This is a genomic window from Microbacterium sp. T2.11-28, assembly GCF_950097975.1.
In the GTDB taxonomy this organism is placed as follows: domain Bacteria; phylum Actinomycetota; class Actinomycetes; order Actinomycetales; family Microbacteriaceae; genus Microbacterium.
In genome coordinates, this window is sequence record NZ_CATNHF010000032.1 from 41,557 (window position 1) to 64,872 (window position 23,316).

Here is a 23,316-nt window from a genome sequence, read left to right on the forward strand (position 1 = left end):
CTTTCGCAGGGGGCGGGTCACAGTCCGGAGTAGGAGTGCAGGCCGGTGAAGAAGACGTTGACGACGCCGAAGTTGAACAGCACGGCGGCGAAGCCGACGATGCACAGCCAGGCCGCGCGGGTGCCGGCCCAGCCGCGGGTGGCGGTGGCGTGCAGGTATCCGGCGTAAAGCACCCAGATGATGAACGTCCACACCTCTTTCACGTCCCACCCCCAGAACCTGCCCCAGGCGCGGCCGGCCCAGATCGCCCCGGCGATCAGGGTGAAGGTCCACAGGATGAACCCGACGATCGTCAGCCGGTATGCGAGCCGGTCCAGATCCTCCGGCCCGGGCAGACTGTCACGCAGCCGGGTGAGCCGGGAGGGGCGACCCCGGCGGCGGGTGGTGAGCAGGTAGGTGAGGGAGACGAGGAACGCGAGCCCGAAGAACGCGGTCGCCAGCAGCGCGACCAGCACGTGGATGACCAGCCACCCGGATTGCAGGGCGGGCATCAGGGGGACGACGGGGACGTAGAAGCTGACCGTCGCGACGCCGAGCAGCAGCACGGTCAGCCCGAGCACGGCGCTGCCCAGGTACGCCAACCGCACCCGCAGCGACACGGCCAGGAAAGTGGCGATGATCAGCGCGGTGCCGGTGAGGGAGAACTCGAACATGTTCGCCCACGGCACCCGGTCCGCGGCGACCCCGCGCAGCACCACCCCGGCAAGATGGAACACCCAGCCCAGCACGGTCAACGCGAACCCGACCCGCGCCGCCTTCCCCGCACCCCGTCCGCCACCCGGGACAGCGGCGGCGGGTGTGGTGGCGGGGGCGGGGGTGGGGGGTGTGCCTGCCAGGTTCGGGTCGGTGGTGCGGGTGGCGCCGGCGGTGACCGGCACCCGGGCGGTGACCGGGACGGCAGGGGTGCTGGCGCGGCGGGCGAGGTGAAGGGTGTAGGCGACGAACGCGGCGGCGTAGATCGCGATCGCGGAGTACACCAGCAGCAGGGACAGGGCGTCAAGGAACGGGGTCATCAGAGCCTCCTCGAGGGGGTGTGGGGGTCGGGGTGAGGCGGGTGGCGAGGGTGTCGACGGTGGGTTGCAGGCGGGGGTCGTCGCCGCGGGCGAGCCCGGCGACCTCCAGCACCGTGCCGCCGCGGCGGCCGGTGGTTGTGCGGACCCAGAGGCGGCGGCGGGGCACGAACAGGGACAGGGCCAGCCCGGCCATCGCGGCGACCGCGGCGATCAGGGTGGGGGTCTGGGTGGGGTCGGCGGCGATCTCCAGCGACGCGAACCGGGGGATCGGGCCGAGCTCGATCGTGCCCAGCCCGTCCGGCAGCGGAACCGGGGTGCCGGGGACCAGCTGCAGGGCGGGGGTGGGGGTGCCGCGCCCGGCGATCTGGGTGAGGGTGCTGGTATCCAGTGCGTACACCGACACCGGGACCCCGGTGTTCAGGCCCAGGTCGCCGACGTACACGTTGAAGGTGACGACCGGGTCCAGCAGGTCCGGGTAGCTGGACGCGAACGCCCCAGAGGCGGTGGTCGCGCGGGTGGGGTACAGCATCCCGACCAGGCCGACCTGCTCGGCCAGCCCGTCGGGAACCTTCACGATCCCCAGGCTGGTCAAATTCGCGTCCTGCGGCAGGAACGGGACCGTGTCACTGAACACGATCTTCCCGGCCGGGTTTCGGACGGTGAGGCTGGGGGCGTACCCGTTGCCGAGCAGGTAGATGTCGGTGCCGGCCACCGGCAGCGGCTCGTTGACCCGGATGCTGGAGGCCTGCCGGGTGCCGCCTGTGGTGGTGGTGACCTGCGCGTCGAAGCTCTTCGGCATGCCGAGCGCGTTGACGTTGTCCAGGACGTAGTCGACGCGGAACCGGTCCAGGGTGAGGGAGAACGTCGGGATCTGCGTGTCGGTGATGAACCGGCCGGCGGTGAACGAGTCGTACGCGATCCGGGTGGACGCGAACGTCTGCCCCTCCACCAGCACCCGCTGCCCGGTGAACCGGAACCCGCCGCCGACGCCGACCACGACCAGCACCGCCAGCAGCGCCACGTGGAACAGCAGGTTCCCGGTCTCCCGCAGGTAGCCGCGTTCGGCTGCGACCGAGTCCCGTCCGTCGTCGCCGCGGACCCGGCGGGTGCGGTACCGCTGCCGACGCAGCGCCTTCTCGGCCGCGTCCAGGACCGCACCGGGGGGCGTGTCGGGGAGGAGGCGGCGGGTGTGGGCGGGCAGGCGGGACAGGTTGCGGGGGGTGGCCGGGGGCGGGGCGAGCAGCGCGGTCAGGTGGTGGCGGATGCGGGGGATGACGCAGCCGATCAGCGACGCGAACAGCAGCAGGTAGATTGCGGAGAACCACACCGACCCGAACACGTCGTGCAGCTGCAGCAGGTCCACCGCCCACATCCAGCCCGGGTTGGTCTTGTCGAACTGGATCACCCCGTTCGGGTCGGAGGAGCGTTGTGGGACCAACGACCCGGGGATCGCGGCCACCGCGAGCAGCAGCAACAACACCAGGGCGGTGCGCATGCTGGTCAGCTGCCGCCACGCCCACCGCGCCCACCCCGAAACGCTCAGGCGCGGATTCGTGGGCTCGTCCACCGGCCGGTCGACGTGATCGGCGGGCAGCTGCGGGGCCTGCTCACTGCGGATCGACACGCGCATCCTCCCTCTCCCGGACGGGTGTGCGGCGGCGGGCGCGCCAGGAGGCGTGGGCGAGCAGCCCGACCCCCAGTGCGGCGGCCACCAGGGCGGTGAGCACGTTCGCTTTCAGCCCGCCGGCGAGCAGCTCGGTGGGATCCAGCCGGATGGACTCCAGCGCCGCCCGCCCTGCCCCGTACCACAGCAGGTACACGCCCAGACTCCGCCCGGCGCCCAACGTAATCCGGCCGTGCCGGCGGCGGTGATGCTCGAGCAGCACGATCACGGCGGCACCGGCCAGGTTCCACAGCAGCTCGTACAGGAACAGCGGATGAAACAGGGTCCCCGCCGGGGTCCCCGGCGGGATCGCGGGAGCTGAGGGGTCGATCTGCAACCCCCACGGCAAGGTGGTGGGTGGGCCGAACAGTTCCTGGTTGAAGTAGTTCCCCAGCCGCCCCACCGCCTGGGCGACCAGCATCCCCGGGGCGAGCGCGTCCAGGGACAGCAGCACCGGGATCCCGGCGCGACGGGTGGCGATCACGATCCCGACCAGCCCGCCCAGGATCGCGCCGAAGATCGCGATCCCGCCCTCCCAGATGTAGAGCACCCGCCACAGGTCCGCGCCAGGGAAGAAGTAGTCGCCCGGATGGGTGAGCACATGGTAGATCCGGGCGCCGAGGATCCCGAACGGCACCGCCCACATCGCCACATCCACCACGACCCCGGCCGGATGCCCGACCGCCCGCAGCCGACGGCCGGTGATCAGCACCGCCAGCACGATCCCGGCCAGGATCGCCAGCGCGTAGAACCGGATCTGGAACGGCCCGACCTGCACGAAGCTGATCCCCGGGCTCGGGATCAGCGCCGGAGCCACAATGAGGAGTGCGTCCATCAGGGCCTCACCCTCGCCGGGAGCCACGCCAGCGGGTCCACCGCTTCGCCTCCGGTGCGGATCTCGAAGTGCAGGTGCGCACCGGTGCTGCGTCCACTGTTCCCGACCCGGCCGACCAGTTGCCCCACCCGCACGGTCTGTCCCGGGGTCAGGGCGAGGGACCCTTCCCGCATGTGCGCGTAGACGCTCTCCACGACTTGCCCATCGATCTCGTGTCGGATCACCACGTACACCCCGTACGCGCCGCCCTGCTCCGTCGCGGTGGTGACCACCCCGTCGGCGATCGCCTGGATCGGGGTGCCGATCCCGGGGGTCATGTCCAGTCCGGCATGGAAATTTGAGCAGGACGGGCACGGCCGGGTGCGATAGCCGAACGTGCTGCTGATCGGCACTCCCACGGTGAACGGCCACTGCACCGCCGACGCCGGGTCGTTGGTGAACGTGTCCGCGGTGTGCGCGTACGACTCGGTCCCGACGGGGGCGGTCACCGCCACCGTGTAGTCCCCGCGCACCATCACCGTCTCGGTGACGGTGTCGGGGGTGGTGAACGACTGGGCGCGCACCGGGGTGCGGGTCGCCTCGACGGCGAACACCGGCTCCGGCGTCAACGTGATAAGCAACGGCAGCGCGGCGAGGGGAGCGTCCGTGAACATCACGGTGCCGGCGAGCATCCGATGGTGGGTGAGCGTGCTGCGAGGCGCGTGTCGAGGTGTCCGGGCGTTACGGGTAGGCCGACGGCGTCGATCGCCTCGCGTCGGCACGGGTGGGGAAGAGAGGGCGGCTCTCGCAGCGCGGCGCGTATCGATACCGGTCGTCGGGGGAGAAAGGGCGGGTTCGGGCATACAAGACTTTCCTGGAGGAGGGGGACGATGAAGGTGAGCACGGTCGCCGCCGCCGTCACACGGTCCAACCAGGAGGTGCGGCCGGGAAGTGTGCCGCTTCGGCGGCGATAATCCTGAATCGGGTCACACACGGTGCTGCAGGCGGGGCGCGCTTCGGGGCGCACATCGTGGCCGTCGGCGGCATCACGCAGACGGGACGCGCCAGCGGTGGCTTAGAGGGCGGGCGCGAGCTGAGCGTTGATCAGGTGCGACTGATCGACAAAACGATCAGGGAGGGCCGCAGAAGAGCCGACCTGGACGTGCACGAGGCCGACCTGCCGGGGAGGGATCGCAGCCACGCCGGCAGCGACATCCATCCGTCCCGGGCGGGTAACACCAGGATGAGCAGGGTCAGCAACGCGAGCAGACACGTCACGGCAGCTACAGCATGAGACGTCCCGCAGACCGTCTCATCGCACGAGGGTGTCACCACCCCGCTGACCAGGATGTCGGCGGCGGTGTCGGGAGCCGCAACGGCGGCGGCGACGACAGCGCCCGCCTGGTCCTCTTCCAGACTCAGCGAGTGCATCGCGAGCAGCCCCGCGATGATCGCGGTCACCGCGGCCAGGTAGAACCACAGGGCGCGCCGGGACCCGAGTGCCCGCCGTCGCGCCACCAACTGATTCACCGTCGACGCTCCTTCCTCAATGTCGCCAGCATACCCCTGGCGGGTAGCCGTCTCCGAGGCGGGTCTCATCGGCGGCCGCGGGCGACCGCGACACGTCCCCCCCCCGGATACCCCGGATGGGTATATGCTGGGTGGGAGGGCGCCTCGCCCCGTGCGTGGTGTTCTGACCGTGTCGCGGAGGCAGGGCACCGCTACCCTGGACGGGAAGGAGGTCGGTCGTGAACGTGATTCGCTCGCACGCGCGTCTGAGCCCCGGGGTGCGACGGCTCCTGCTGGCCGCTCCGATCGCCCTGGCGATCATCACCGGGCTGCTGTCCATGCACATCCTGACCGGTTCCCACCAGCCCGCCCTGGCATCAGAGACCAGCGCGATGAGCACGCACAGCCCGGTCGGGGCCACACGAGCCGCCGATACGTCGATGACCACAGCTGCGGCGGAGGCCGCGGGGGGTCATTGTCAGGACGGGTGCGGCACCCCTGCGGGGGTGCCGGATCATTCGGTGCTGATGATGGTGTGCGTGCTGGCGCTGCTGGCCGCGGCGATCGTCCTGCTCGTCCCGACGTTCCGGGGCCTGTTCACCCGCGCGGTCGCGCGTGCCCGCTCCCAAACCCGGATGCTGCTGGCCGGGTTGCCGCACCCCCGCCCGCCCTCACTGCTTGTCCTGTCCATCAGTCGTACCTGAGTCCGTCTGCACCCCGGCGACCCCGCTGGGGATGCTGCACCGTGCCCTCCCGGGCAGTGAATCAGACCCTCACCGACTGACTAGATAAGGACACCCCTGATGCGTTTTCGTACTCTCGCGCTGACCGCCGGCGCCCTGGCCACCGTGCTCGTGCTCGCTGGCTGCGCCCCCACCGACGGCACCATGCCCGGCATGGACCACGGCCCTGGGGGGATGACCAGCACCGCCCCGTCCCCGTCCGCCGCCACGTTCAACGCCGCGGACGAGATGTTCGTGACCATGATGATCCCGCACCACCAGCAGGCCATCGAGATGGCCGATCAGATCCTCGCGAAAGACGGCATCGACGAGCGGGTGGTGGACCTCGCCGAGCAGATCAAGGCCGCACAGGACCCGGAGATCCAGACCATGAAGGGCTGGCTGGAGGAGTGGGGCGTCCCGTACGACGACTCCATGTCCGGAATGGATGGCATGGACATGGGCGGCGGGATGATGTCGGAGGACGACATGGCCGCTTTGGATGCCGCGACCGGGGTCGAGGCGACCCGCCTGTTCCTGAACGGCATGATCGCCCACCACGAGGGCGCCGTGACGATGGCGCAGTCGGTGCTCACCGACGGGCAGAACACGGACGTGGCCGCCCTCGCGCAGCAGATCATCGACGGGCAGACCGCCGAGATCACCACGATGCAGGACATCCTCGCCAGCCTCTGACCCGGTACCCCTCGGACGGGACCCGCGCTCCCGATGCCGGTCCCGTCCGAGTCCCCACCCTCGACCCCTGTGCGGTCACCGGTATCCGGCGTACCCGCACGGAAAGGCTCTCCGTTCATGATCTCTCCCACCACCCGCAGACTGGCGATCACGGCCACCGTCACCGTCGCGCTGCTGCTCACGGGCTGCAGCACCACCCCTGCGGAGCCCGATGCCCCCGCGAGCACCGCGGCCGGGTTCGGGCATGTGCACGGCATCGTCGACGCCGGTGACGGCACCGTGCTGCTGGGCACCCACACCGGCCTGTACACGCTGGGCGAGGACGGCACCGTCACCGGCCCGGTCGGTGGCATCGACCTGGACGCGATGGGACTGACCGCTACCGGTGACACCCTCTACGCGTCCGGGCACCCCGGCCCGTCCACCCCGGCGGAGCTCGGCGCCCCCAACCTCGGCATCATCCGCAGCCTCGACGCCGGCGCCTCGTGGGAACCGGTCGCGTTCACCGGGGAAGAGGACTTCCACGTCCTCACCGTCACCGGCGACGGCACCCTGTACGGGATCGGATCCTCCCGCCCGCTGCTGCGCACCAGCAGCGACGGCGGGCAGAGTTGGGCGGACGGTGCCGAGCTGCCCGCCGTCGACCTGGCCGCCGCGACCGACGGCACCCTGTACGCCGCCACCCAGGACGGGCTGCAGCACAGCACCGACGGTGGCGCCACCTTCACCCCGGCGCCGGACGCGCCACTGCTGTACCTGGTGGAGACCGACCCAACCGGTGGGGTGGTCGGAGTGGACACCGACGGGACGTTGCGACGCCTAGTCGGCACCGGCTGGGAGAACGTCGGCACCACCACGGGAACCGTCCAAGCCCTCGGGGTCACCGGGGACGGTGCGATCGTCCTGGTCGATGACCGCGGCGTGGTCTGGATCCGCGACACCACCGCCACCGTTCTCATCCCGGCGGCAACACCATGACCCCCGTCATTCGCACCTGGCGCGACCCGAGCGGCCGCGGATCGGAAGGAGACCGACCATGACCCCCACACCGGCACCCCCCGCGTGGGCGCACCGCACCACTGATGCCACCGTCGAGCAGTTGGCGGCGGTGGATGCGTGGTGGCGGGCGGCGAACTATCTGAGCATCGGCCAGATCTACCTGCAGGGTAACCCGCTGCTGCGCCACCGCCTCAGCCGGGACGATATCAAGCCGCGGCTGCTGGGCCATTGGGGCACCACCCCGGGCCTGAACTTCCTCTACGCCCACCTGAACCGTGCCATCCGCGACCGCGACCTGAACACCCTGTACGTGACCGGGCCCGGGCACGGCGGACCCGGCATGGTCGCCAACGCCTACCTGGACGGCACCTACACCGAACGCTACCCGGGCATCGACCGCACCGAAGAGGGGCTGCGGGCGTTGTTCCGGCAGTTCTCCTTCCCCGGCGGGATCCCCTCGCACGCGTCCCCGGAGACGCCGGGGTCGATCAACGAGGGCGGCGAGCTCGGCTACTCCCTGGTGCACGCCTACGGGGCGGCGTTCGACAACCCCGACCTGCTGGTCGCCTGCGTGATCGGTGACGGGGAGGCAGAGACCGGGCCGTTGGCGACCGCGTGGCACGGCAACAAGTTCCTCAACCCCGCCCACGACGGGGTGGTGCTGCCGATCCTGCATCTGAACGGGTACAAGATCGCCAACCCGACCGTGCTGTCCCGCATCCCCGAGGAAGAGCTGGTCGCGCTGCTGCGCGGCTACGGCCACGACCCCCACGTCGTCACGGTCGGCTTCGATGGGGAAACCCCGCGTGAGTCCCACGCGGCCTTCGCGGCAGTGCTGGATGCGGTACTGGATGAGATCGCGGACATCAAGGCCGCCGCGGCGGCGGGGACGTTGGAGGGGCGGCCGGCGTGGCCGGCGATCGTGCTGCGCAGCCCGAAGGGGTGGACCTGCCCGAAGATCATCGACGGTCTGCCGGTGGAGGGCACCTGGCGGGCCCATCAGGTGCCGCTCGCCGAGGTCCGCGACAATCCGGAGCACCTGCGGATCCTCGAGGACTGGCTGGCGTCCTACCGTCCGCACGGGCTGTTCGACGTGATCGGCGCCCCGCGCCCGACCACGGTCGCGATCGCCCCGGACGGGGATCGGCGGATGAGCGCGAACCCGGCCGGCAACGGCGGACAACTCACGATCCCGCTGCGGCTCCCGGACTTCCGCGAGCACGCCCACCCCGTCGACCCCGCCGCGCGCGGGGCGTCGACCGGCGAAGCGACCCGGACGTTGGGGGATTGGCTGGCGGGGGTGATCCGGGACAATCCGGACAACTTCCGCATCTTCGGCCCGGACGAGACCGCCTCCAACCGACTCGCCCCACCCGTCTACTCGGCGACGGGCAAGCAGTGGAACGCGGCCGTGGAGCCCGTCGACGAGCACCTGGCCCCGACTGGGCGGGTGATGGAGGTGCTCAGCGAGCACCAGTGCCAGGGCTGGCTCGAGGGCTACGTCCTGACCGGCCGGCATGGGCTGTTCAACTGCTACGAGGCGTTCACCCACATCGTCGACTCGATGTTCAACCAGCACGCCAAATGGCTCGAAGCGGCCCGGGAGGTGTCGTGGCGGGACCCGATCCCGAGCTTCAACTACCTGCTCTCCAGCCACGTCTGGCGGCAGGACCACAACGGGTTCTCTCACCAGGACCCCGGGTTCATCGACCTCGCCCTGAACAAGAGCCCCGACATCGTCCGCGTCTACCTGCCGTTCGACGCGAACACGCTGCTGTCCACCTACGACCACTGCCTGCGCTCGGCCGGGTACATCAACGTCGTCGTCGCCGGGAAGCAGCCCGCCCCGCAGTGGCTGACGATGGACGAGGCGATCGAGCACTGCACCCGCGGGCTGGGCATCCTGCCGTGGGCGGGCACGGAAACCGAGGGCACGGAGCCGGATGTGGTGCTCGCCGCCGCCGGCGACGTCCCCACCCTCGAGACCCTCGCCGCCGCGGCGCTGCTGCGCGAGCACGTCTCCGACCTGAGAGTGCGGGTGGTGAACGTAGTCGACCTGACCCGGCTGCAATCCGAGGACCAGCACCCGCACGGGCTGCCGGACCGGGAGTTCGATGCGATCTTCACCCCCAACAAGCCGGTGATCTTCGCCTACCACGGCTACCCGTGGCTCATCCACCGGCTCACCTACAACCGCGCCGGACACCAGAACCTGCACGTGCACGGCTTCCAGGAGCGCGGCACCACCACGACCCCGTTCGACATGGTCATGCTCAACGACCTCGACCGGTACCGGCTCGCGATCGACGTCCTCGACCACGTCCCGGGTCTCGCCGCCCGCCACGCGGAGCTGCGGCAGGAACTGCAGGACGCCCGCCTGCATGCCCGCGCCCACACCCGTGAGCACGGCACCGACATCCCCGCCGTCGCCGACTGGCACTGGCCCCACCCCGACACCACCGACTCCACCATCGGGAAGGAACCGAAATGAGCGACACCAGAACCGTGACCCTGCAGGTCAGCGGCATGATCCGCGCGACCTCCAAGAACGTCACCGAAGCCCACCTGGGCCGACAACCCGGAGTGATCGCCGTCGACGCGAACCCGGTCTCACAGACCGCGACCGTCACCTACGACCCCGAGACCACCTCGGTCGCCCACCTCCAGCAATGGGTCATCGACTGCGGGTACCACTGCGCCGGCCAGTCCGTCCCCGACCACATCTGCCCTCCCACCGGCGACTCACATGACCACGGCGCCCACGACCACGCCGGCCCCTCAGCCGACGGCGCACAAGAACCGCACGCGGGTCACGACGCGCACGAGGTCCACACGGATCCCACGGGTCACGCAAACCACGAGGGTCACGCAGGCCATCTCGACGACCCCGTCCACGACCACGCAGCTGGCCACGACCACACGCACGCACCGTCGACGACGGCGGATGCCGGTGAGCACGCCGGTCACACCGCGGCCGCGGGTGGGCACGATCATGGTGCAGCGTCGGGGCACAGTGCGCAGGAAATGATGGGCCACGGCGGGCACCACGGCGGGATGTCGATGGACGCGATGATCCGCGACATGCGCAACCGGTTCCTGGTCGCGCTGATCCTGTCGATCCCGATCACCCTATGGTCTCCGATCGGGCGGGAGGTGATCGGATTCGAGGTGCCCGCCCCGTTCGGGCTACGTGATGACGTGTTCATGCTGATCCTGTCGCTGCCGGTGATCTTCTACTCCGCGTGGATCTTCTTCGACGGCGCCTACCGGGCGCTGCGCGCGAAGACCCTCGACATGATGGTGCTCGTCGCGGTCGGAGTCGGCGCCGGCTGGCTGTACTCCCTCGCGGTCACCCTCACCGGCGGCGGTGAAGTGTTCTACGAAGCCGCCACCGTGCTTGCCACCTTCGTGCTGCTGGGGCATTGGGTGGAGATGCGCGCCCGCGGCGGCGCGAACGACGCCATCCGCACCCTCCTGGAGCTCGCACCCTCGCAGGCGGTCGTCATCCGTGACGGGCAGGAAGTCGAGATCCCCACCAGCGAGGTCGTCCCGGGGGATCTGATGCTGGTGCGGCCGGGGGCGAAGATCCCCACCGACGGTGTCGTGGAATCCGGAGAGTCCGAGGTGGACGAGTCGATGGTTACCGGCGAATCCATGCCGGTGGACAAAGCGCCCGGGTCGGAGGTGATCGGAGCGACCGTGAACACCGTCGGCACCCTCCGCGTCACAGCCACCAAAGTCGGGTCGGACACGGCGTTGGCGCAGATCGTGAAGCTCGTGCAGGAGGCGCAGAACTCCAAAGCCCCCGGACAGCGCCTCGCCGACCGGGCAGCGTTCTGGCTGGTCCTGGTCGCCCTGATCGGCGGCACCCTCACCTTCCTGGTGTGGCTGCTCGCCGGCGCTGCGGTGCCGATGGCGATCCTATTCGCCATCACCGTCGTCGTCATCACCTGCCCCGACGCCCTCGGATTGGCGACGCCGACCGCGATCATGGTCGGCACCGGGCTCGGCGCGAAACGGGGCGTGTTGTTCAAGAACGCATCCGGGATCGAAACCGCCGCCCGCATCGACACGGTCGTGTTCGACAAGACCGGCACCCTCACCAAGGGGGAGCCGGAGGTCACCGACTACATCCCCGTCGGCGGCGACGACCTCGAGACCCTCTCCCTCGCGGTCGCGTTGGAGCGGGAATCCGAGCATCCTCTGGCGAAAGCGATCGTGAATTACGCCGACGCCCGCGACATCCCCCGTCGCACCGCGACCGCGTTCCGAAACGTCACCGGGCAGGGCGCGATCGCCACCGTCGACGGTCGACAGGTCGTCCTCGGCAACCCGCGCCTTCTCACCGGGGAGGGGATCGACATCAGCGGGGTGCAGGCCGCTCAGCAGGACCTGGCTGGGTCCGGCCGCACCGCGATCCTGTTCGCCGTGGACGGGCAAGTCGCCGGGATCATCGGTCTCGCCGACGCACCCCGGGACACCGCAAAGACCGCGATCGACGCTCTCCACGAGCAGGGCGTCGAGGTCGCGATGCTCACCGGGGACAACAAGCCCACCGCCGACCGGATCGCCGCTCTCCTCGGCATCGACACCGTGATCGCGGATGTGCTCCCCGAGGACAAGTCCGCAAAGGTCGCCGAGCTGCAGAAGACGGGCAAGAAGGTCGCGATGGTCGGCGACGGCGTCAACGACGCCCCCGCCCTCGCCCAGGCCGACCTCGGCATCGCGATCGGCGCCGGCACCGACGTCGCCATCGAGACCGCCGACGTGGTCCTGATGCGCTCGGACCCGCTCGATGTTGCGATCGCACTCAAGATCGGCAAGGGCACACTGCGAAAGATGCGGCAGAACCTGGGCTGGGCCATCGGATACAACGCCGCCGCCCTCCCCATCGCCGCCGGCGTGTTCTACCCGGCGTTCGGGATCATGCTGTCCCCGGAGATCGCCGCCCTGTCGATGTCCGGTTCCTCCGTGATCGTCGCCGTCAACGCCCTCCTCCTCAAGCGGCTCCGCCTGCCCGCCCAGGCGCCCGCTGCGACGACCATGCAGAAGGAGCCCGAACATGCCTGACCGTCCGCTCTCTCCCACACCGTCCTCACCGATGCTGCTGACCCGAAGAGGTGTGCTCGGACTCGGACTGGGCGCCGTCGCGGCAGCCGTGCTCGCCTCCTGCACCCCCGCGCCGCAATGGGTGACACCCACCGGCGCAGCGGTGTCCGGCACGGAGAAGAACCGCGGCGGCACCGGCCGAGTCACCACCGTCGACCTCACCGCCGCCCCCACCACGCTCGACCTGGCCGGTACCGCCGCCGCCACCTGGGCGTTCGGAGGTATCCCGGCCCCGGTAATCCGGCTCACCGCAGGCGACACGCTGAAAGCGACCGTCCGCAACCAGCTCGACGCGGACACCTCCGTGCACTGGCACGGACTCGCCCTCCGCAACGACATGGATGGGGTCCCTCCGGTCACCCAAGCCCCCATCGCCCCGGGCGGACAGTTCGCATACGAGTTCGTCACCCCGCATCCGGGCACCTACTGGTTCCACCCCCACGTCGGCCCGCAACTGGACCACGGCCTCTACGGTGCGCTCATCATCGACGACCCGGACGAGAAGGTGACGTGGGACGACGAATGGGTGCTGATCCTCGACGACTGGCTCGACGGCGTCACCGCCACCCCGGACCAGGTCCTCACCGACCTCTCGAAGGGCATGGGAGACATGGGCGGGATGGGCGACATGTTCATGCGGATGGGGAACCTGCTGATGGGTGCCACCTCCGACCTGCTCGGCGGCGACGCCGGCGACGTCTACTACCCGCACTACCTCATCAACGGCAAACCCAAAGCCGACCCCGCTCAGTTCACCGGCACCCCCGGGAGCCGGGTCAGGGTCCGGATCATCAACGCCGGCAGCGACACCGCCTTCCGGTTCGCGATCGGTGGTCACAGCCTGACCATCACCCACACCGACGGGTTCCCGGTTGTGCCCGCTGTGGTCGATAGCGTCCTGATCGGGATGGGAGAGCGCTACGACTTGCTCGTCCGCCTCAATGATGGGGCGTTCCCGATCGTTGCCCAGGCGGAAGGCAAGCAGGATCGGGCCCTGGCCGTTCTACGCACCGGCGCGGGGACGGCGCCGGTGAGCGGGACTACAATTCCCGAACTGAGCGCTGGCAGGGTTGGACTGGCAACGAACCTCACAGCCGCCGCACATGTCTCGTTGAGGGACACAACCCCCGACCGGATCATTCACCTGGCCCTCACCGGCGGGATGCAGGCATATGACTGGGGGATCGACGGACGGCGGTTCGATGTGAGAGACCCGATGCGCGACGCCCATGCAATCAACGAAGGGGAACGCGTCCAGTTGCAGATTCTCAACGACACCAAAATGTGGCATCCCTTCCACTTGCACGGCCACACCTACCAGCACCCGGATGGAGGCCCACGAAAAGACACCTCGATCATTCTGCCCGGTCAGACCCTCAAAGTGGACTTCGAAGCTGACAACCCGGGCCTGTGGGTCGCTCACTGCCACAACATCTACCACGCTGAGTCCGGTATGACCGCGTTGGTCGGGTACCGGTCCTGATCATTCCATGACTCCGGAAAGCCCGTAGGGCCACGACGACTTAGGACGGCGCGTCACCAGCGTCACATTGCCGCCGCTGCGATGGCCGGACGACACTCCCAAGCAGATACAGGAAGCCACCATGAACAAGACTGTTTTCAGAGTGGGATTGATCGCGACCGCCCTGGTTGTTGCAGCCCTCCTCTATGCGATCCTCGTCGCAATGGTCGAGTCGGAACGTCAACGCCATTCGCTCCCGGGATCAGGCGAGATAGGAGTCGACTCCGAGAATCGTGTCATGGTCGTGACCCGGCCCCTCACACAGGGGGATCTCTCTTCCGAGCCGGGCGCTATCGACGCAAGAAAAGTGGGTGCCGACGTGCTTCCTAGTCGGTCGAATCTCCCGGGGGACCGCTGTCCCGAGGACCGCCGCTGGGGTATGGGCTCGCGAGGGCTGGCCGTCGTCGGGACCGGCTGGGATCGGATCACGCAGGTTGCTGGCCCACTCGATCGCCATCCACGCGTCGCTCGCGCGCTGCCGCTGAGTACTACGGACCGCACGCCACTGTGATGCCTTCTTCGAGTCCGATCGCGGCGAATTCGATCCCGATCGTGTTGCGAAAGGGCACACAGTCATGAGCAGCCACTTGCCAGATCGCCGCCGCGCGCTCGTCGTCGACGATGAAGAGGCGCTCGCGGACGTGCTCGCCGGATACCTGGAGCGCGAGGGGTTCGAGGTCGCGTCGGCGGCCGATGGGCCTTCGGCGGTGCGCTTGGCGCGCGAGCGGGATCCTGCTGTCGTGGTGTTGGATCTGGGCTTGCCTGGCCTGGACGGGGTGGAGGTCTGCCGGAGCATACGCACCTTCTCGGACTGCTACATCCTCATGCTCACGGCCCGAGTCGACGAGGTCGACATGCTGATCGGGTTGTCGGTGGGAGCGGACGACTACATGACCAAGCCGTTCAGCCCGCGCGAGCTCGTCGCCCGCATCGGGGTCATGATGCGGCGTCCGCGCGCCGCGGCTGCGGAAGGGACTGCCCCGCTCGTTTCGTTTGGCGCGTTGGCGATCGACGTTCGAGGGCGCGAAGTGTCCCTGGGGGGACGCCCGGTGCCGCTGACGCGCATCGAGTTCGACGTGCTGGCGGCGTTGGCGCTGAACCCGGGTCAGGTGTTCACTCGCCAGGCGCTCATCAACGCGGTGTGGGGTGGCGAGTGGGTCGGCGATGACCACCTCGTGGATGTGCATGTTCTGCACATCCGGCAGAAGCTCGGCGACACGGCCACCGAGCAGAAGTATGTCCGGACGGTCCGCGGGGTGGGATATCGGATGGGGCCGGGGCGATGATCATCGCCGCCGGTGCGCCTGTGGTGCGCGGGATCGCCGCGCGTCTTGTCATCGCGATGACCTTGGTCGTCTTCGCAGGAGGGCTCACGGCGTTCCTCGTCGCGACTCTCGTCGGCCCGGCCCTGTTCCTCCAACACGTCACCGAGTCGGGAGGGGCCTCCCAAGACGCCATCGGCCACGCGGAGGAGGCCTTCCGATCCGCGAGCACGCTCGCGACGACCATCGCTCTGGGCTCCGCCACGGTGACATCCGTCGCCGCCAGTGTCTTCCTCGCGCGCCGCATCGGCGCGTCGTTGCGCACGATGGCCGAGGCGTCGACACGTCTCGCCGCCGGTCGCTTCGATACCCGTGTGACAGCGCCCGGGGTCGGTGCCGAGTTCGACCAGCTCGCGCGTGCTTTCAACGCTATGGCCGATCGTCTCGACCGAGACGAGCAGCTGCGCCGGCGGCTGACGGCGGACGTGGCCCATGAGCTGCGCACGCCGGTCGCCACCATAGCGGCCACCCTGGACGCGCTGGACGACGACGTGCAGCAGCTCACTCCCGCGACCACCGCGGTGTTGCGGGCACAGGCGTCCCGTCTCACCCGGCTCTCCGCGGACCTCTCCGACGTCAGCCGTGTCGACAGCGGTAACCTGCACCTGCACCGGCAACCCCTTGCACCCGGGGCGATCCTCTCGGCGGCGGCGGCAGCGGCCGCCGGCGCCTACGCCGCCGCCGGCGTGACCCTCGTCGTCGATGCGCCGCACCTGCCGGACCTGCCCGTGGACCTCGACCGGCTCGGGCAGGTGTTCGCGAATCTTCTCGACAACGCGTTGCGGCATACCCCTGCTGGCGGCACCGTCCGCGTCAGCGCCGCGCCCACCCCGAGCGGGGTGCGCTTCGTCGTCGCCGATAACGGGGAAGGCATCGACCAGGCACACCTGCCGCACCTGTTCGAGCGGTTCTATCGGGTGGACGCTGCCAGGGACCGCGCGCACGGCGGGTCGGGGATCGGCCTCAGCATCACCCGCGCCCTCGTGCACGCGCACGGCGGAACCGTCACCGCCCACAGCGCGGGCGCGGGCCACGGCGCAGAATTCCTCATCGAACTGCCCCTCGATGGGGAGGACGCCGCGCGGGGGGCGCACCTTCAGTGATTCTTCATCAGACCACGGCGCGTCCTTGATCTGCGCCGCCCAGTCTGGAAGGACGGCAACCCCGCCGGTGAATTGAGGAGGCGGTCGTGAGCGTGTGGTGCGGGCAGATGGATGTCGTCGGCTGGATCGCCATGGTCGCCGGGTGGGGGATCGTCATCGGAGTCGTCGTCTGGGCGGTGCAACGCATCTTCCCCGCCCCGCAGACACCGAGCGACGCGAAGTCCTTGCTGGACGCACGTCTAGCAAGCGGCGACATCGACCTTCCCACCTACCAGTCCATCCGGGCCGCTGTGAACGATTCGGCGCCCGTCAACAATGAAGGAACACGATGAAGAAGCACCTCATTCTCCTCGCCGGCGCCGCGACGATCATCCTCGTCGGCCTGGTCGCGTTCGGCGTCGATCTCGCCCAGGCGCTGCCGTTTGCCCTGCTGCTCGCCTGCCCGCTCAGCATGATCGCCATGATGTACTTCATGAACAGGCACGGCACGCACGGCCACGGAGAGCCGTCGACTTCGGCGCACGACCAGCATGCCCCGTCACGCGACAACCACGAGCGCCTTCCCTGATCCGGCTGAGGCACCCCGCCCAATCGGTGGGGCCCGTTTGACCCGCACCCTCACCTTCGCCGATGAACGGCGGGGGTGAGGGTGCCTTACTGTCCACGGCGCTCTTCCCTCGCTGCCAGCCCGGGGGAGCAGACTGGGGGGACCCGGCAACGCCCTCTGCCCCGTCGCAGCGAGGTACCGGCGCTGCAGTGACGAGAATCCCGGCGGAGAACGGACTCATGGACATCGAGCTCCTGCACATCGACGACTGTCCGAGCTGGGTCGACATGCGCCGTCGACTCGAGGCGGCCCTCCGTGCGACGGGCTTCGGCGACACCCCCATCCGGCTCCGAGTCGTCACGACCGGAGAGGAAGCCGCCCGCCTGCGGTTCGCCGGATCGCCGACGATCCTTCTCGACGGCGCGGACCTCTTCCCCGGCGGGGAACCAGCCTCGGACGTCGCGTGCCGGGTCTACGCGACCCCGACTGGGCTCGCCGGGCTGCCGACCACCGAGCAGCTCATAGACGCGATCGCGTCTCGCGCACGGTGACTCGCGCACGGGGGCCTCCTCGCCAGAGCCCGGCCTTCGCCTCGCGGGTCTCGGTGGGTGTCGCGGTCGCGCAGGGGTCTATCCCAGCGCTTCCTGCACTTCGTGGAGGAGCTCCTCGGGGTCCAGCCACATCGAGGGGTAATCGCCGCGCCAGCGCTCGTTCCCCTCGGCGTCGATGAGCACGAACCCGTGACCGGGAAGACCGGCATGCATGCCTCTGCCGAGGACGTCGTAGGCCTCCGACACGGTCCCATCGTCGAGCAGGTACGGGGTTGTGACGCCGAACGCGTCCATGTCCGCCTGGATCTGCGCGGCCGGGTTCATAACGATGGGGAGGACGGTGATGTCCTTTTCGGCGAAGCCCGGGTTCTTCTCGATCGCGGCCATCTGTGCGGTGCAGGAACCGCATCCGGCGCCCTCATTGAAGTACAGCACCACCGTCTCGCCGCGGAGATCGCTCAGACTGACCGTGCTCCCATCGGTAGCGGGCAGCGTGAAGTCTGCGGCGGCTTCGACATCGACCGGGGCCGCCTCGGGGATGGCGGAGTAGATCCCGTACCCGACCAGGACGGCGCCGACGGTAACGGCCGAGGCGGTCACCCAGATCCGTGTCCGTGAGCGGGGGCTCTGCCGGCGGGTGCGGGCGGGGGCGCTGACCGTTTCGCGAGTCTTGCGGTTCATGGGGTGCTCTCCGTGGGTCGGGGTGTGGGGTCAGCGACGGGGTCCGGTGCGTCGATAGCGCGTCCCGTGGTCTCGGGCGAGTCGCCTCCGTCGGGTGGGTCGGGGGGTGTGTCGTGGCCACGATCGCGGAGCGTCACGAGCACGAAGATGCCGACCAACCCGATCAGGGCGGCGCCCAGAACGGGGTCCGGGATGGGCGCCGTCCACTGCAGGACGAACGCGAACAGATCGGTCAGCCACGCGGCGACCCCTGACTGCGACCCGCCGCCGGTCATATCGGTCGCACCGGCCTGCAGGATCACTGCGACGCCCATCGCAACGAATCCGGCCGCGACGATCAGGTTCACGGTGTTCGTCGCGAGGATCCGACGCCCCACCCGCAGGCGCACCGGCTTGGCGCGCAGCCACGACTGTCCGCCCTTGGGAAGCTTGTCCCATAGCAGCGCCATGAGGAACAGCGGGAGCACCATCCCGAACACATATGCAAGGCCGAGCACCGTGCCACCTGCCGGTGATCCGGACAGGGCGGACAGTGTCATCACCCCTGCGAGCACGGGCGCGCAGCAGCTCGACGCGATGCCGGAGAACACGCCGAGGCTGAAGAAGGTCGCCGTGTCGCTCCTCCCCGCGCTGGGGGCTCGCAGCATCCCGGGCATGGACCACATCCGGCCGGACAGGGCCAGGATCGCCAGCCCGATCATCAGAAGCCCGCCGGCCCAGTAGAGGACCGCGTGGTAGCGGGCGATGGCGCCGGCGATCAAGTTGGCGCCCACAGTGATCGGGACGAGAACAGCCGCGAGTCCGGCGGCGAAGACGAAAGTCAGCGGCAGCAGCTTCCAGCGTCGGTTCTTCACGGCGGCGGCGAGGTAGCTGGGGGCGAGGAAGACGATGCAGCAGGGCGCGAACAACGCGACGCCGCCGGCGAGAAAGGCGGCGAGGATCGACCCGGTCGCGAGGAGTTCACTGCCCATCAGATACGAGCTCGCGGCACGCCGAGAACGCGCGCAAGGGGTCCGCGCGGCAGTCGTCCAGCGCTGAAGAACTCCCCCTCGAGCAGGATCAGAGGGAACATCGCCGGTCGATACTGAGCGACAAGGGCAGCTCCCCGAGCTGATACGGCATCGACCACCTCAAGGTCGACAAGACCTTGAGCGCGGGCTCTCTCGAGCACGAGTTCGGCGTCAGCACAGTGTCCGCAGGCGGCGGAGGACACCAGCTGGACCTGCGGACGGCTGGGCACCACGGGAGATCGATCATTCACAGTCCTAGGCTCGTCAGCGAGTGTGGAGATTGCGTTGGATTCTGATGAAGGCTCCGTGAAGAGCTTTGCTGAATCGTCTTCGACGTTGGGGCTTCTAGCCGAGAGGCGCGTGGGTGCGCGCACCCACGGATGCTGCAACGAATCCGACCGTCAACAACACGCCCACGGCGACGACGAGGCTGAGCGCGCCGAGCCATCCGGCTATGGGATAGGTGACGAGGAGACTTGCGTGGGACAGCGAGAACGGTGCTGTGCAGACGAGACTGCGGTTATCGTCCGTGGAAGCCGCGAGAAGTACTCGCGCTGACGGCGTTTGATCAGAGAGGTGCCGGCGCTGAGTATCGCTCACACGGCCAGCAAGAGCCACCACAGGGTCGTCGCGATCGCCGCGACTATCGTGAAGACGAGGCCACTCGCGAGACCGACGAGCACGAGGACAGCTCCGCCGAGCATCGTGCGCGTAACTCCAACAGCGTCGACAATTTGAGCCGTGTCGAACGCAACGATCGATGAGCCGACTCCGTACGCGGCGTATGCGATGGCCAATGCGCCGTCGTCGAGAGCGAGGAAGCTCTTGATGTACACGACGCTGTTCACGAGGATGAGAGCGGAGCCGGTTGCGACAACGATGTCTATCAGCCTGAGGAAGCGGAGGCTGCCCGTGCGGGCGAGTACCCGCACTCCCTCCGTGGTTCGTTGCCAGAAGCTCAACACCCACGCTTTTCCGGCACGGGGCGGAATTGTCGTCGCAAACACGAGCGCTGCGGAGATGAGGAATCCGCCGACGGTCGCGGCGAAGAGGTGCGAGTAGGCGATGGCAATTCGCAGGGCAGCTGCGACGACCGCTTCGTCGCAGACGAGACGGGCCAGGAAGAGTGCCTTCGTATAGTCCCGTTCGCCCGTGAGAATGCTGGGGGTAGCCGACTGGGAAGAGGGGGTGAAGGTGGCCGACGAGGACTGCAGTAGGAAGATCAGTACATAGATCTGCCGCGTCTCAGTGACGAGGGTGGACCCAGCGCCGTGGCCGCTCGGATTATGTCGGCGCCGATGACGACGGCCCGGGGGGCGACAGTACCTGCCTGGGATGCGGCATGCTGCGATCCGTCTGGGGCGTGGAGAGGCGGCGCGGCTCCGAACGCCGACAGAGAGCCATGCCGGTGCCGATGATGACTCCCATTCTCATTACCTCCACACGCCGCAATGGGAGGCTGGCCCGCGCGGCTTCGATGAGAGCATCAGAATCATCTCACCGCCGTTGCCGGCCTCGCATGCGTCTGGCTAGCGGTTGGCCAGATCATGGAGCGACACACGTTGAATCACGAGCAGGGCCCTGAGGTCTGCGGCTGCGCCCCGAGCCGGCGCGAGCTGGCCGCGTTTAGCCGGGGCCGCACGGTCACGCGTCGCAGCGCCATCGGGTTCGGTGTCGTCGGCCTCGCAGCTGCCGGGCTCATCGCGTCCGGGCCGGCCTTCGCCGCCACCTATCCGTCGTGGGATGACGTCGAGAAGGCGAAGGCCAGCCTGGCGGCGAAGAGTCGCGAGGTCACCCGCATCGAAGGGCTTATCGCCTCCCTCGCCAATGACGTCGCCCTCAAGCAGGCGGAGGCCGAGCGGCTGAGCGCTGAGTACATCGCCGCGCAGGAGGCATTCGAAGAGGCCGCCGATCGCACAGTGTCGCTCCAGGGTCAGGCGGATTCCGAGCGAGCTCGTGCTGCCGAAGCAGCCGACAAGCTGGGCCGCCTCGCGGCGCAGCACTACCGATTGGGCGGCAATGACACGACGCTGGAGCTTTTCTTCTCGGGCTCGGCGGCAAACGCCGATGACCTGCTCGCACGGCTGGGCACAATGGACAAGCTCGTCGAGGCCAACCGTTCGGTCTACACGGATGCAGTGAGCGCCCGCGACAACGCGCAGAACCTGTCCAACCAGGCGGCCGTCGCCCGTGCCGAGCGCGACCGTCTCCAGCAGCAGACCGAGGCTAAGATGCTCCGCGCCCAGGACGCGGCGCAGAACGCGCAGTCGGCGCTCGACGCACAGGACGCGAGAAGAGAAGTCCTCGAAGCTCAGCTCGCGGCGCTCAGAGACACCACAACCAAAACTGTTTCGAGATACAGGGCGGGAGTGGAGGCTCGTCGCAAGGCGCGCAAGGAGCGTTTGCGCCGTGAACGCGAGGAGGCTGAGCGCAGGGCGCGAGAGGAGCAGAGCAGTGGCTCGGAGCCAGGGGATGTGGCTGCATCTGGCTGGACACGGCCCGCTTACGGGGGAGTCTCAAGGCACTTCGGGGCACGGGGCACCATCTGTGCCAACGGCTATTGCACATCAAGCGGGCACAGAGGTACGGACATGTACGCGGGTTGCGGTGCGCCAATCTTCGCCGCAGCAAGCGGTCGCGTCGTGTTCGCTGCGTATAACGGCGCGTGGGGGAACTTCGTCAAGATCGACCATGGCGGTGGTATTGCGAGCGCATATGCCCACATTAAACCGAGCGGTTTCGCGGTTAGATACGGCGAGGCGGTCAGGGCGGGCCAGGTCGTCGCGTACGCCGGCAACACGGGAGTATCGACGGGATGTCACGTCCACTTTGAGATCTACACAGGCGCGACGCGCATCAACCCTGTGCCGTTCATGCGGGCGCGAGGAGTCCATCTGTAGCGGCCGACAACTCGCGCCGAACGGGGTTGTCACGCGACCGGGGCGGGATTGGCGACTTCCTCGGAAACTGCGCGGTCTGGAGGTGGTGTGTGCGCACCGCCTACGCGAGATTTGTCCGGCATCGCATCAACCCACTGCTGTTGGTCGGATAGGGCTGATCAGTCCGGCGATCTTGTTCGCTTCCGCTTGGCCAGGCGCACTCGCTCCATCAAGTCGGAGTCATTGGACACGACGAAGGCATCGGCGGCACCTCCTTAGGCCTCCCGAACAAGGTACGTTGCGAGATTGACGTCAGAGTCCTTCTCCTACAAAGTCGCGATAGACCGGGGCGAGGGCATCCATTTCGAAGTGGAGGATGCGTTTGGTCGACCACAACGTCGCCTCTGATCTTGAAATCGAGCAGCTACCCTACCGAAAGGTCGTCGCACCCGTGCGGCTCGAACGCGCCTTGCGCGCAGCGCATGGCCTGGAGCCGTGGCTGGACCACTATGACGAGCTTCATTACCGGACCTGACCGACCGGTCCGACGAGCACGGCCGATACGGCGGTGCAATCAAGCCGAGGTCTGATGAGAGACCGAAACCTCCAGCTTCGAGACGACTTCGATGAGTTTGCGCAGTGGGAGGCGCAGTCGAAGGACTTCTTCGAGCATGCCGTCGTGCGCGTGGGTGACATCGCTGTCCCGGTGAGCGCATGCGTGCGGCCGTCGCCGAAGCTCCCAAGGGATTCTTCGAAGTCGAATGATGGTGGCCATCGAGGGCCGCGCCCCGCAGGGAATGCCGCTGAAGGTGTGCGGCGGTCTCCCCTCGTGAATGGTTCACCCTGTCGGATGCCGTCATCTTGGAGGACACTGCGCCAGACGTCGTCGAGGTCGCGTCCGGTTGGGCACGGGCGGTCGACTCGTTGCGCGCCTGGAATCTCTGGCCGAGTCGGGCAGGTGCAGCACGCGTGGGCCGCAACGCTGCTATGCGCGCGTCTCGGTCGGGGGTAACCAGGTCGAACCCAGATGGAGCGACGCGGACGGTGACGCCGATTTAGTGAACTTGGTCGTTCTCTTGACCATGCAAGATAGATTGAGGCGTGCGGGTGCTCGACAACCGAGGGTCGGAGACTCACGCGATTATCCGAATGTCGGGTGTGGACGTCGGGGCTCGA

21 protein-coding genes are annotated in these 23,316 nt (G+C 68.6%); 13 read left to right on the plus strand and 8 right to left on the minus strand.

Annotated elements, in window-relative coordinates; translation table 11 throughout:
- Nucleotides 1-17: 17 nt before the first annotated feature.
- The 5 genes from ccsB to QQZ13_RS15560 all read right to left on the minus strand — a co-directional run bounded on the left by ccsB (nucleotide 18) and on the right by QQZ13_RS15560 (nucleotide 4,951).
- Nucleotides 18-1,013, minus strand: coding sequence for a c-type cytochrome biogenesis protein CcsB (gene ccsB / locus QQZ13_RS15540; RefSeq protein ID WP_284530409.1), 996 nt, complete (start codon nucleotides 1,011-1,013; stop codon nucleotides 18-20).
- Nucleotides 997-2,643 (minus strand): cytochrome c biogenesis protein ResB, encoded by a 1,647-nt coding sequence (locus QQZ13_RS15545; protein WP_284530410.1) that lies wholly within the window; start codon nucleotides 2,641-2,643, stop codon nucleotides 997-999. Before QQZ13_RS15545 ends, ccsB begins: the two co-directional genes overlap by 17 nt.
- The gene (gene lgt / locus QQZ13_RS15550) at nucleotides 2,621-3,511 is read right to left on the minus strand and encodes a prolipoprotein diacylglyceryl transferase (RefSeq protein ID WP_284530411.1); all 891 of its coding nucleotides are present in this window, start codon (nucleotides 3,509-3,511) and stop codon (nucleotides 2,621-2,623) included. Before lgt ends, QQZ13_RS15545 begins: the two co-directional genes overlap by 23 nt.
- Complete coding sequence (locus QQZ13_RS15555) at nucleotides 3,511-4,182, minus strand: M23 family metallopeptidase (RefSeq protein ID WP_284530412.1); 672 nt, start codon at nucleotides 4,180-4,182, stop codon at nucleotides 3,511-3,513. The genes lgt and QQZ13_RS15555 overlap by 1 nt, the downstream gene beginning before the upstream one ends.
- A gap of 412 nt (nucleotides 4,183-4,594) precedes the next feature.
- Nucleotides 4,595-4,951, minus strand: a complete 357-nt coding sequence (locus QQZ13_RS15560) for a DUF6153 family protein (RefSeq protein WP_284530414.1) — start codon at nucleotides 4,949-4,951, stop codon at nucleotides 4,595-4,597.
- Between the two features lie 287 nt (nucleotides 4,952-5,238).
- Here QQZ13_RS15560 and QQZ13_RS15565 point away from each other — a divergent pair, with 287 nt between their 5' ends.
- The 11 genes from QQZ13_RS15565 to QQZ13_RS15615 all read left to right on the plus strand — a co-directional run bounded on the left by QQZ13_RS15565 (nucleotide 5,239) and on the right by QQZ13_RS15615 (nucleotide 17,570).
- Nucleotides 5,239-5,703 carry a DUF6153 family protein gene (locus QQZ13_RS15565; RefSeq protein WP_284530415.1) on the plus strand — a complete coding sequence of 155 codons (465 nt, stop codon included), beginning with the start codon at nucleotides 5,239-5,241 and terminating at the stop codon, nucleotides 5,701-5,703.
- 99 nt (nucleotides 5,704-5,802) lie between these two features.
- The gene (locus QQZ13_RS15570; RefSeq protein ID WP_284530417.1) at nucleotides 5,803-6,417 is read left to right on the plus strand and encodes a DUF305 domain-containing protein; all 615 of its coding nucleotides are present in this window, start codon (nucleotides 5,803-5,805) and stop codon (nucleotides 6,415-6,417) included.
- Between the two features lie 117 nt (nucleotides 6,418-6,534).
- Nucleotides 6,535-7,395, plus strand: coding sequence for a F510_1955 family glycosylhydrolase (locus QQZ13_RS15575; RefSeq protein WP_284530419.1), 861 nt, complete (start codon nucleotides 6,535-6,537; stop codon nucleotides 7,393-7,395).
- A gap of 58 nt (nucleotides 7,396-7,453) precedes the next feature.
- The gene (locus QQZ13_RS15580; RefSeq protein ID WP_284530420.1) at nucleotides 7,454-9,907 is read left to right on the plus strand and encodes a phosphoketolase; all 2,454 of its coding nucleotides are present in this window, start codon (nucleotides 7,454-7,456) and stop codon (nucleotides 9,905-9,907) included.
- Nucleotides 9,904-12,486 carry a heavy metal translocating P-type ATPase gene (locus QQZ13_RS15585; RefSeq protein ID WP_284530421.1) on the plus strand — a complete coding sequence of 861 codons (2,583 nt, stop codon included), beginning with the start codon at nucleotides 9,904-9,906 and terminating at the stop codon, nucleotides 12,484-12,486. Before QQZ13_RS15580 ends, QQZ13_RS15585 begins: the two co-directional genes overlap by 4 nt.
- Entirely contained in the window at nucleotides 12,479-14,008 is a 1,530-nt protein-coding gene (locus QQZ13_RS15590) for a multicopper oxidase family protein (RefSeq protein ID WP_284530422.1), read from the plus strand. Before QQZ13_RS15585 ends, QQZ13_RS15590 begins: the two co-directional genes overlap by 8 nt.
- Before the next feature lie 614 nt (nucleotides 14,009-14,622).
- On the plus strand, nucleotides 14,623-15,333 hold the full coding sequence (locus QQZ13_RS15595) for a response regulator transcription factor (protein ID WP_284530424.1): 711 nt from the start codon (nucleotides 14,623-14,625) through the stop codon (nucleotides 15,331-15,333).
- Nucleotides 15,330-16,472, plus strand: coding sequence for a cell wall metabolism sensor histidine kinase WalK (locus QQZ13_RS15600; protein WP_284530426.1), 1,143 nt, complete (start codon nucleotides 15,330-15,332; stop codon nucleotides 16,470-16,472). Before QQZ13_RS15595 ends, QQZ13_RS15600 begins: the two co-directional genes overlap by 4 nt.
- An 86-nt stretch (nucleotides 16,473-16,558) precedes the next feature.
- Nucleotides 16,559-16,804, plus strand: a complete 246-nt coding sequence (locus tag QQZ13_RS15605; protein ID WP_231478653.1) for a hypothetical protein — start codon at nucleotides 16,559-16,561, stop codon at nucleotides 16,802-16,804.
- Nucleotides 16,801-17,040: a DUF2933 domain-containing protein gene (locus QQZ13_RS15610; protein WP_005049609.1), complete on the plus strand. Its 240-nt coding sequence runs from the start codon at nucleotides 16,801-16,803 to the stop codon at nucleotides 17,038-17,040. Before QQZ13_RS15605 ends, QQZ13_RS15610 begins: the two co-directional genes overlap by 4 nt.
- Before the next feature lie 218 nt (nucleotides 17,041-17,258).
- The gene (locus QQZ13_RS15615; RefSeq protein ID WP_284530431.1) at nucleotides 17,259-17,570 is read left to right on the plus strand and encodes a thioredoxin family protein; all 312 of its coding nucleotides are present in this window, start codon (nucleotides 17,259-17,261) and stop codon (nucleotides 17,568-17,570) included.
- 78 nt (nucleotides 17,571-17,648) lie between these two features.
- On the opposite strand, the gene QQZ13_RS15620 is transcribed toward QQZ13_RS15615, so the two are convergent.
- The 3 genes from QQZ13_RS15620 to QQZ13_RS15630 all read right to left on the minus strand — a co-directional run bounded on the left by QQZ13_RS15620 (nucleotide 17,649) and on the right by QQZ13_RS15630 (nucleotide 20,226).
- Nucleotides 17,649-18,251, minus strand: a complete 603-nt coding sequence (locus QQZ13_RS15620; RefSeq protein ID WP_284530444.1) for a peroxiredoxin — start codon at nucleotides 18,249-18,251, stop codon at nucleotides 17,649-17,651.
- A complete protein-coding gene (locus QQZ13_RS15625; RefSeq protein ID WP_284530446.1) occupies nucleotides 18,248-19,222 on the minus strand; it encodes a cytochrome c biogenesis CcdA family protein in 975 nt (324 codons plus the stop codon). Before QQZ13_RS15625 ends, QQZ13_RS15620 begins: the two co-directional genes overlap by 4 nt.
- A gap of 635 nt (nucleotides 19,223-19,857) precedes the next feature.
- Nucleotides 19,858-20,226 (minus strand): hypothetical protein, encoded by a 369-nt coding sequence (locus tag QQZ13_RS15630; protein ID WP_284530448.1) that lies wholly within the window; start codon nucleotides 20,224-20,226, stop codon nucleotides 19,858-19,860.
- Nucleotides 20,227-20,808: 582 nt separating this feature from the next.
- On the opposite strand from QQZ13_RS15630, the gene QQZ13_RS15635 reads away from it, so the two are divergent.
- Together QQZ13_RS15635 and QQZ13_RS15640 are read left to right on the plus strand one after the other, a co-directional pair.
- Complete coding sequence (locus QQZ13_RS15635; protein ID WP_284530449.1) at nucleotides 20,809-22,161, plus strand: peptidoglycan DD-metalloendopeptidase family protein; 1,353 nt, start codon at nucleotides 20,809-20,811, stop codon at nucleotides 22,159-22,161.
- 355 nt (nucleotides 22,162-22,516) lie between these two features.
- Nucleotides 22,517-22,675 (plus strand): hypothetical protein, encoded by a 159-nt coding sequence (locus tag QQZ13_RS15640; protein WP_284530450.1) that lies wholly within the window; start codon nucleotides 22,517-22,519, stop codon nucleotides 22,673-22,675.
- Nucleotides 22,676-23,316: the final 641 nt, after the last annotated feature.

Coding starts and splice junctions, on each gene's coding strand:
- QQZ13_RS15595 (WP_284530424.1), top strand. CDS start 14,623: ATGAGCAGCCACTTGCCAGATCGCCGCCGCGCGCTCGTCGTCGACGAT.
- QQZ13_RS15575 (WP_284530419.1), top strand. CDS start 6,535: ATGATCTCTCCCACCACCCGCAGACTGGCGATCACGGCCACCGTCACC.
- QQZ13_RS15570 (WP_284530417.1), top strand. CDS start 5,803: ATGCGTTTTCGTACTCTCGCGCTGACCGCCGGCGCCCTGGCCACCGTG.
- QQZ13_RS15590 (WP_284530422.1), top strand. CDS start 12,479: ATGCCTGACCGTCCGCTCTCTCCCACACCGTCCTCACCGATGCTGCTG.
- QQZ13_RS15610 (WP_005049609.1), top strand. CDS start 16,801: ATGAAGAAGCACCTCATTCTCCTCGCCGGCGCCGCGACGATCATCCTC.
- QQZ13_RS15580 (WP_284530420.1), top strand. CDS start 7,454: ATGACCCCCACACCGGCACCCCCCGCGTGGGCGCACCGCACCACTGAT.
- QQZ13_RS15545 (WP_284530410.1), bottom strand. CDS start 2,643: ATGCGCGTGTCGATCCGCAGTGAGCAGGCCCCGCAGCTGCCCGCCGAT.
- QQZ13_RS15600 (WP_284530426.1), top strand. CDS start 15,330: ATGATCATCGCCGCCGGTGCGCCTGTGGTGCGCGGGATCGCCGCGCGT.
- ccsB (WP_284530409.1), bottom strand. CDS start 1,013: ATGACCCCGTTCCTTGACGCCCTGTCCCTGCTGCTGGTGTACTCCGCG.
- QQZ13_RS15615 (WP_284530431.1), top strand. CDS start 17,259: ATGGACATCGAGCTCCTGCACATCGACGACTGTCCGAGCTGGGTCGAC.
- QQZ13_RS15640 (WP_284530450.1), top strand. CDS start 22,517: ATGCGTTTGGTCGACCACAACGTCGCCTCTGATCTTGAAATCGAGCAG.
- QQZ13_RS15635 (WP_284530449.1), top strand. CDS start 20,809: ATGGAGCGACACACGTTGAATCACGAGCAGGGCCCTGAGGTCTGCGGC.
- QQZ13_RS15555 (WP_284530412.1), bottom strand. CDS start 4,182: ATGCTCGCCGGCACCGTGATGTTCACGGACGCTCCCCTCGCCGCGCTG.
- QQZ13_RS15585 (WP_284530421.1), top strand. CDS start 9,904: ATGAGCGACACCAGAACCGTGACCCTGCAGGTCAGCGGCATGATCCGC.
- QQZ13_RS15625 (WP_284530446.1), bottom strand. CDS start 19,222: ATGGGCAGTGAACTCCTCGCGACCGGGTCGATCCTCGCCGCCTTTCTC.
- lgt (WP_284530411.1), bottom strand. CDS start 3,511: ATGGACGCACTCCTCATTGTGGCTCCGGCGCTGATCCCGAGCCCGGGG.
- QQZ13_RS15620 (WP_284530444.1), bottom strand. CDS start 18,251: ATGAACCGCAAGACTCGCGAAACGGTCAGCGCCCCCGCCCGCACCCGC.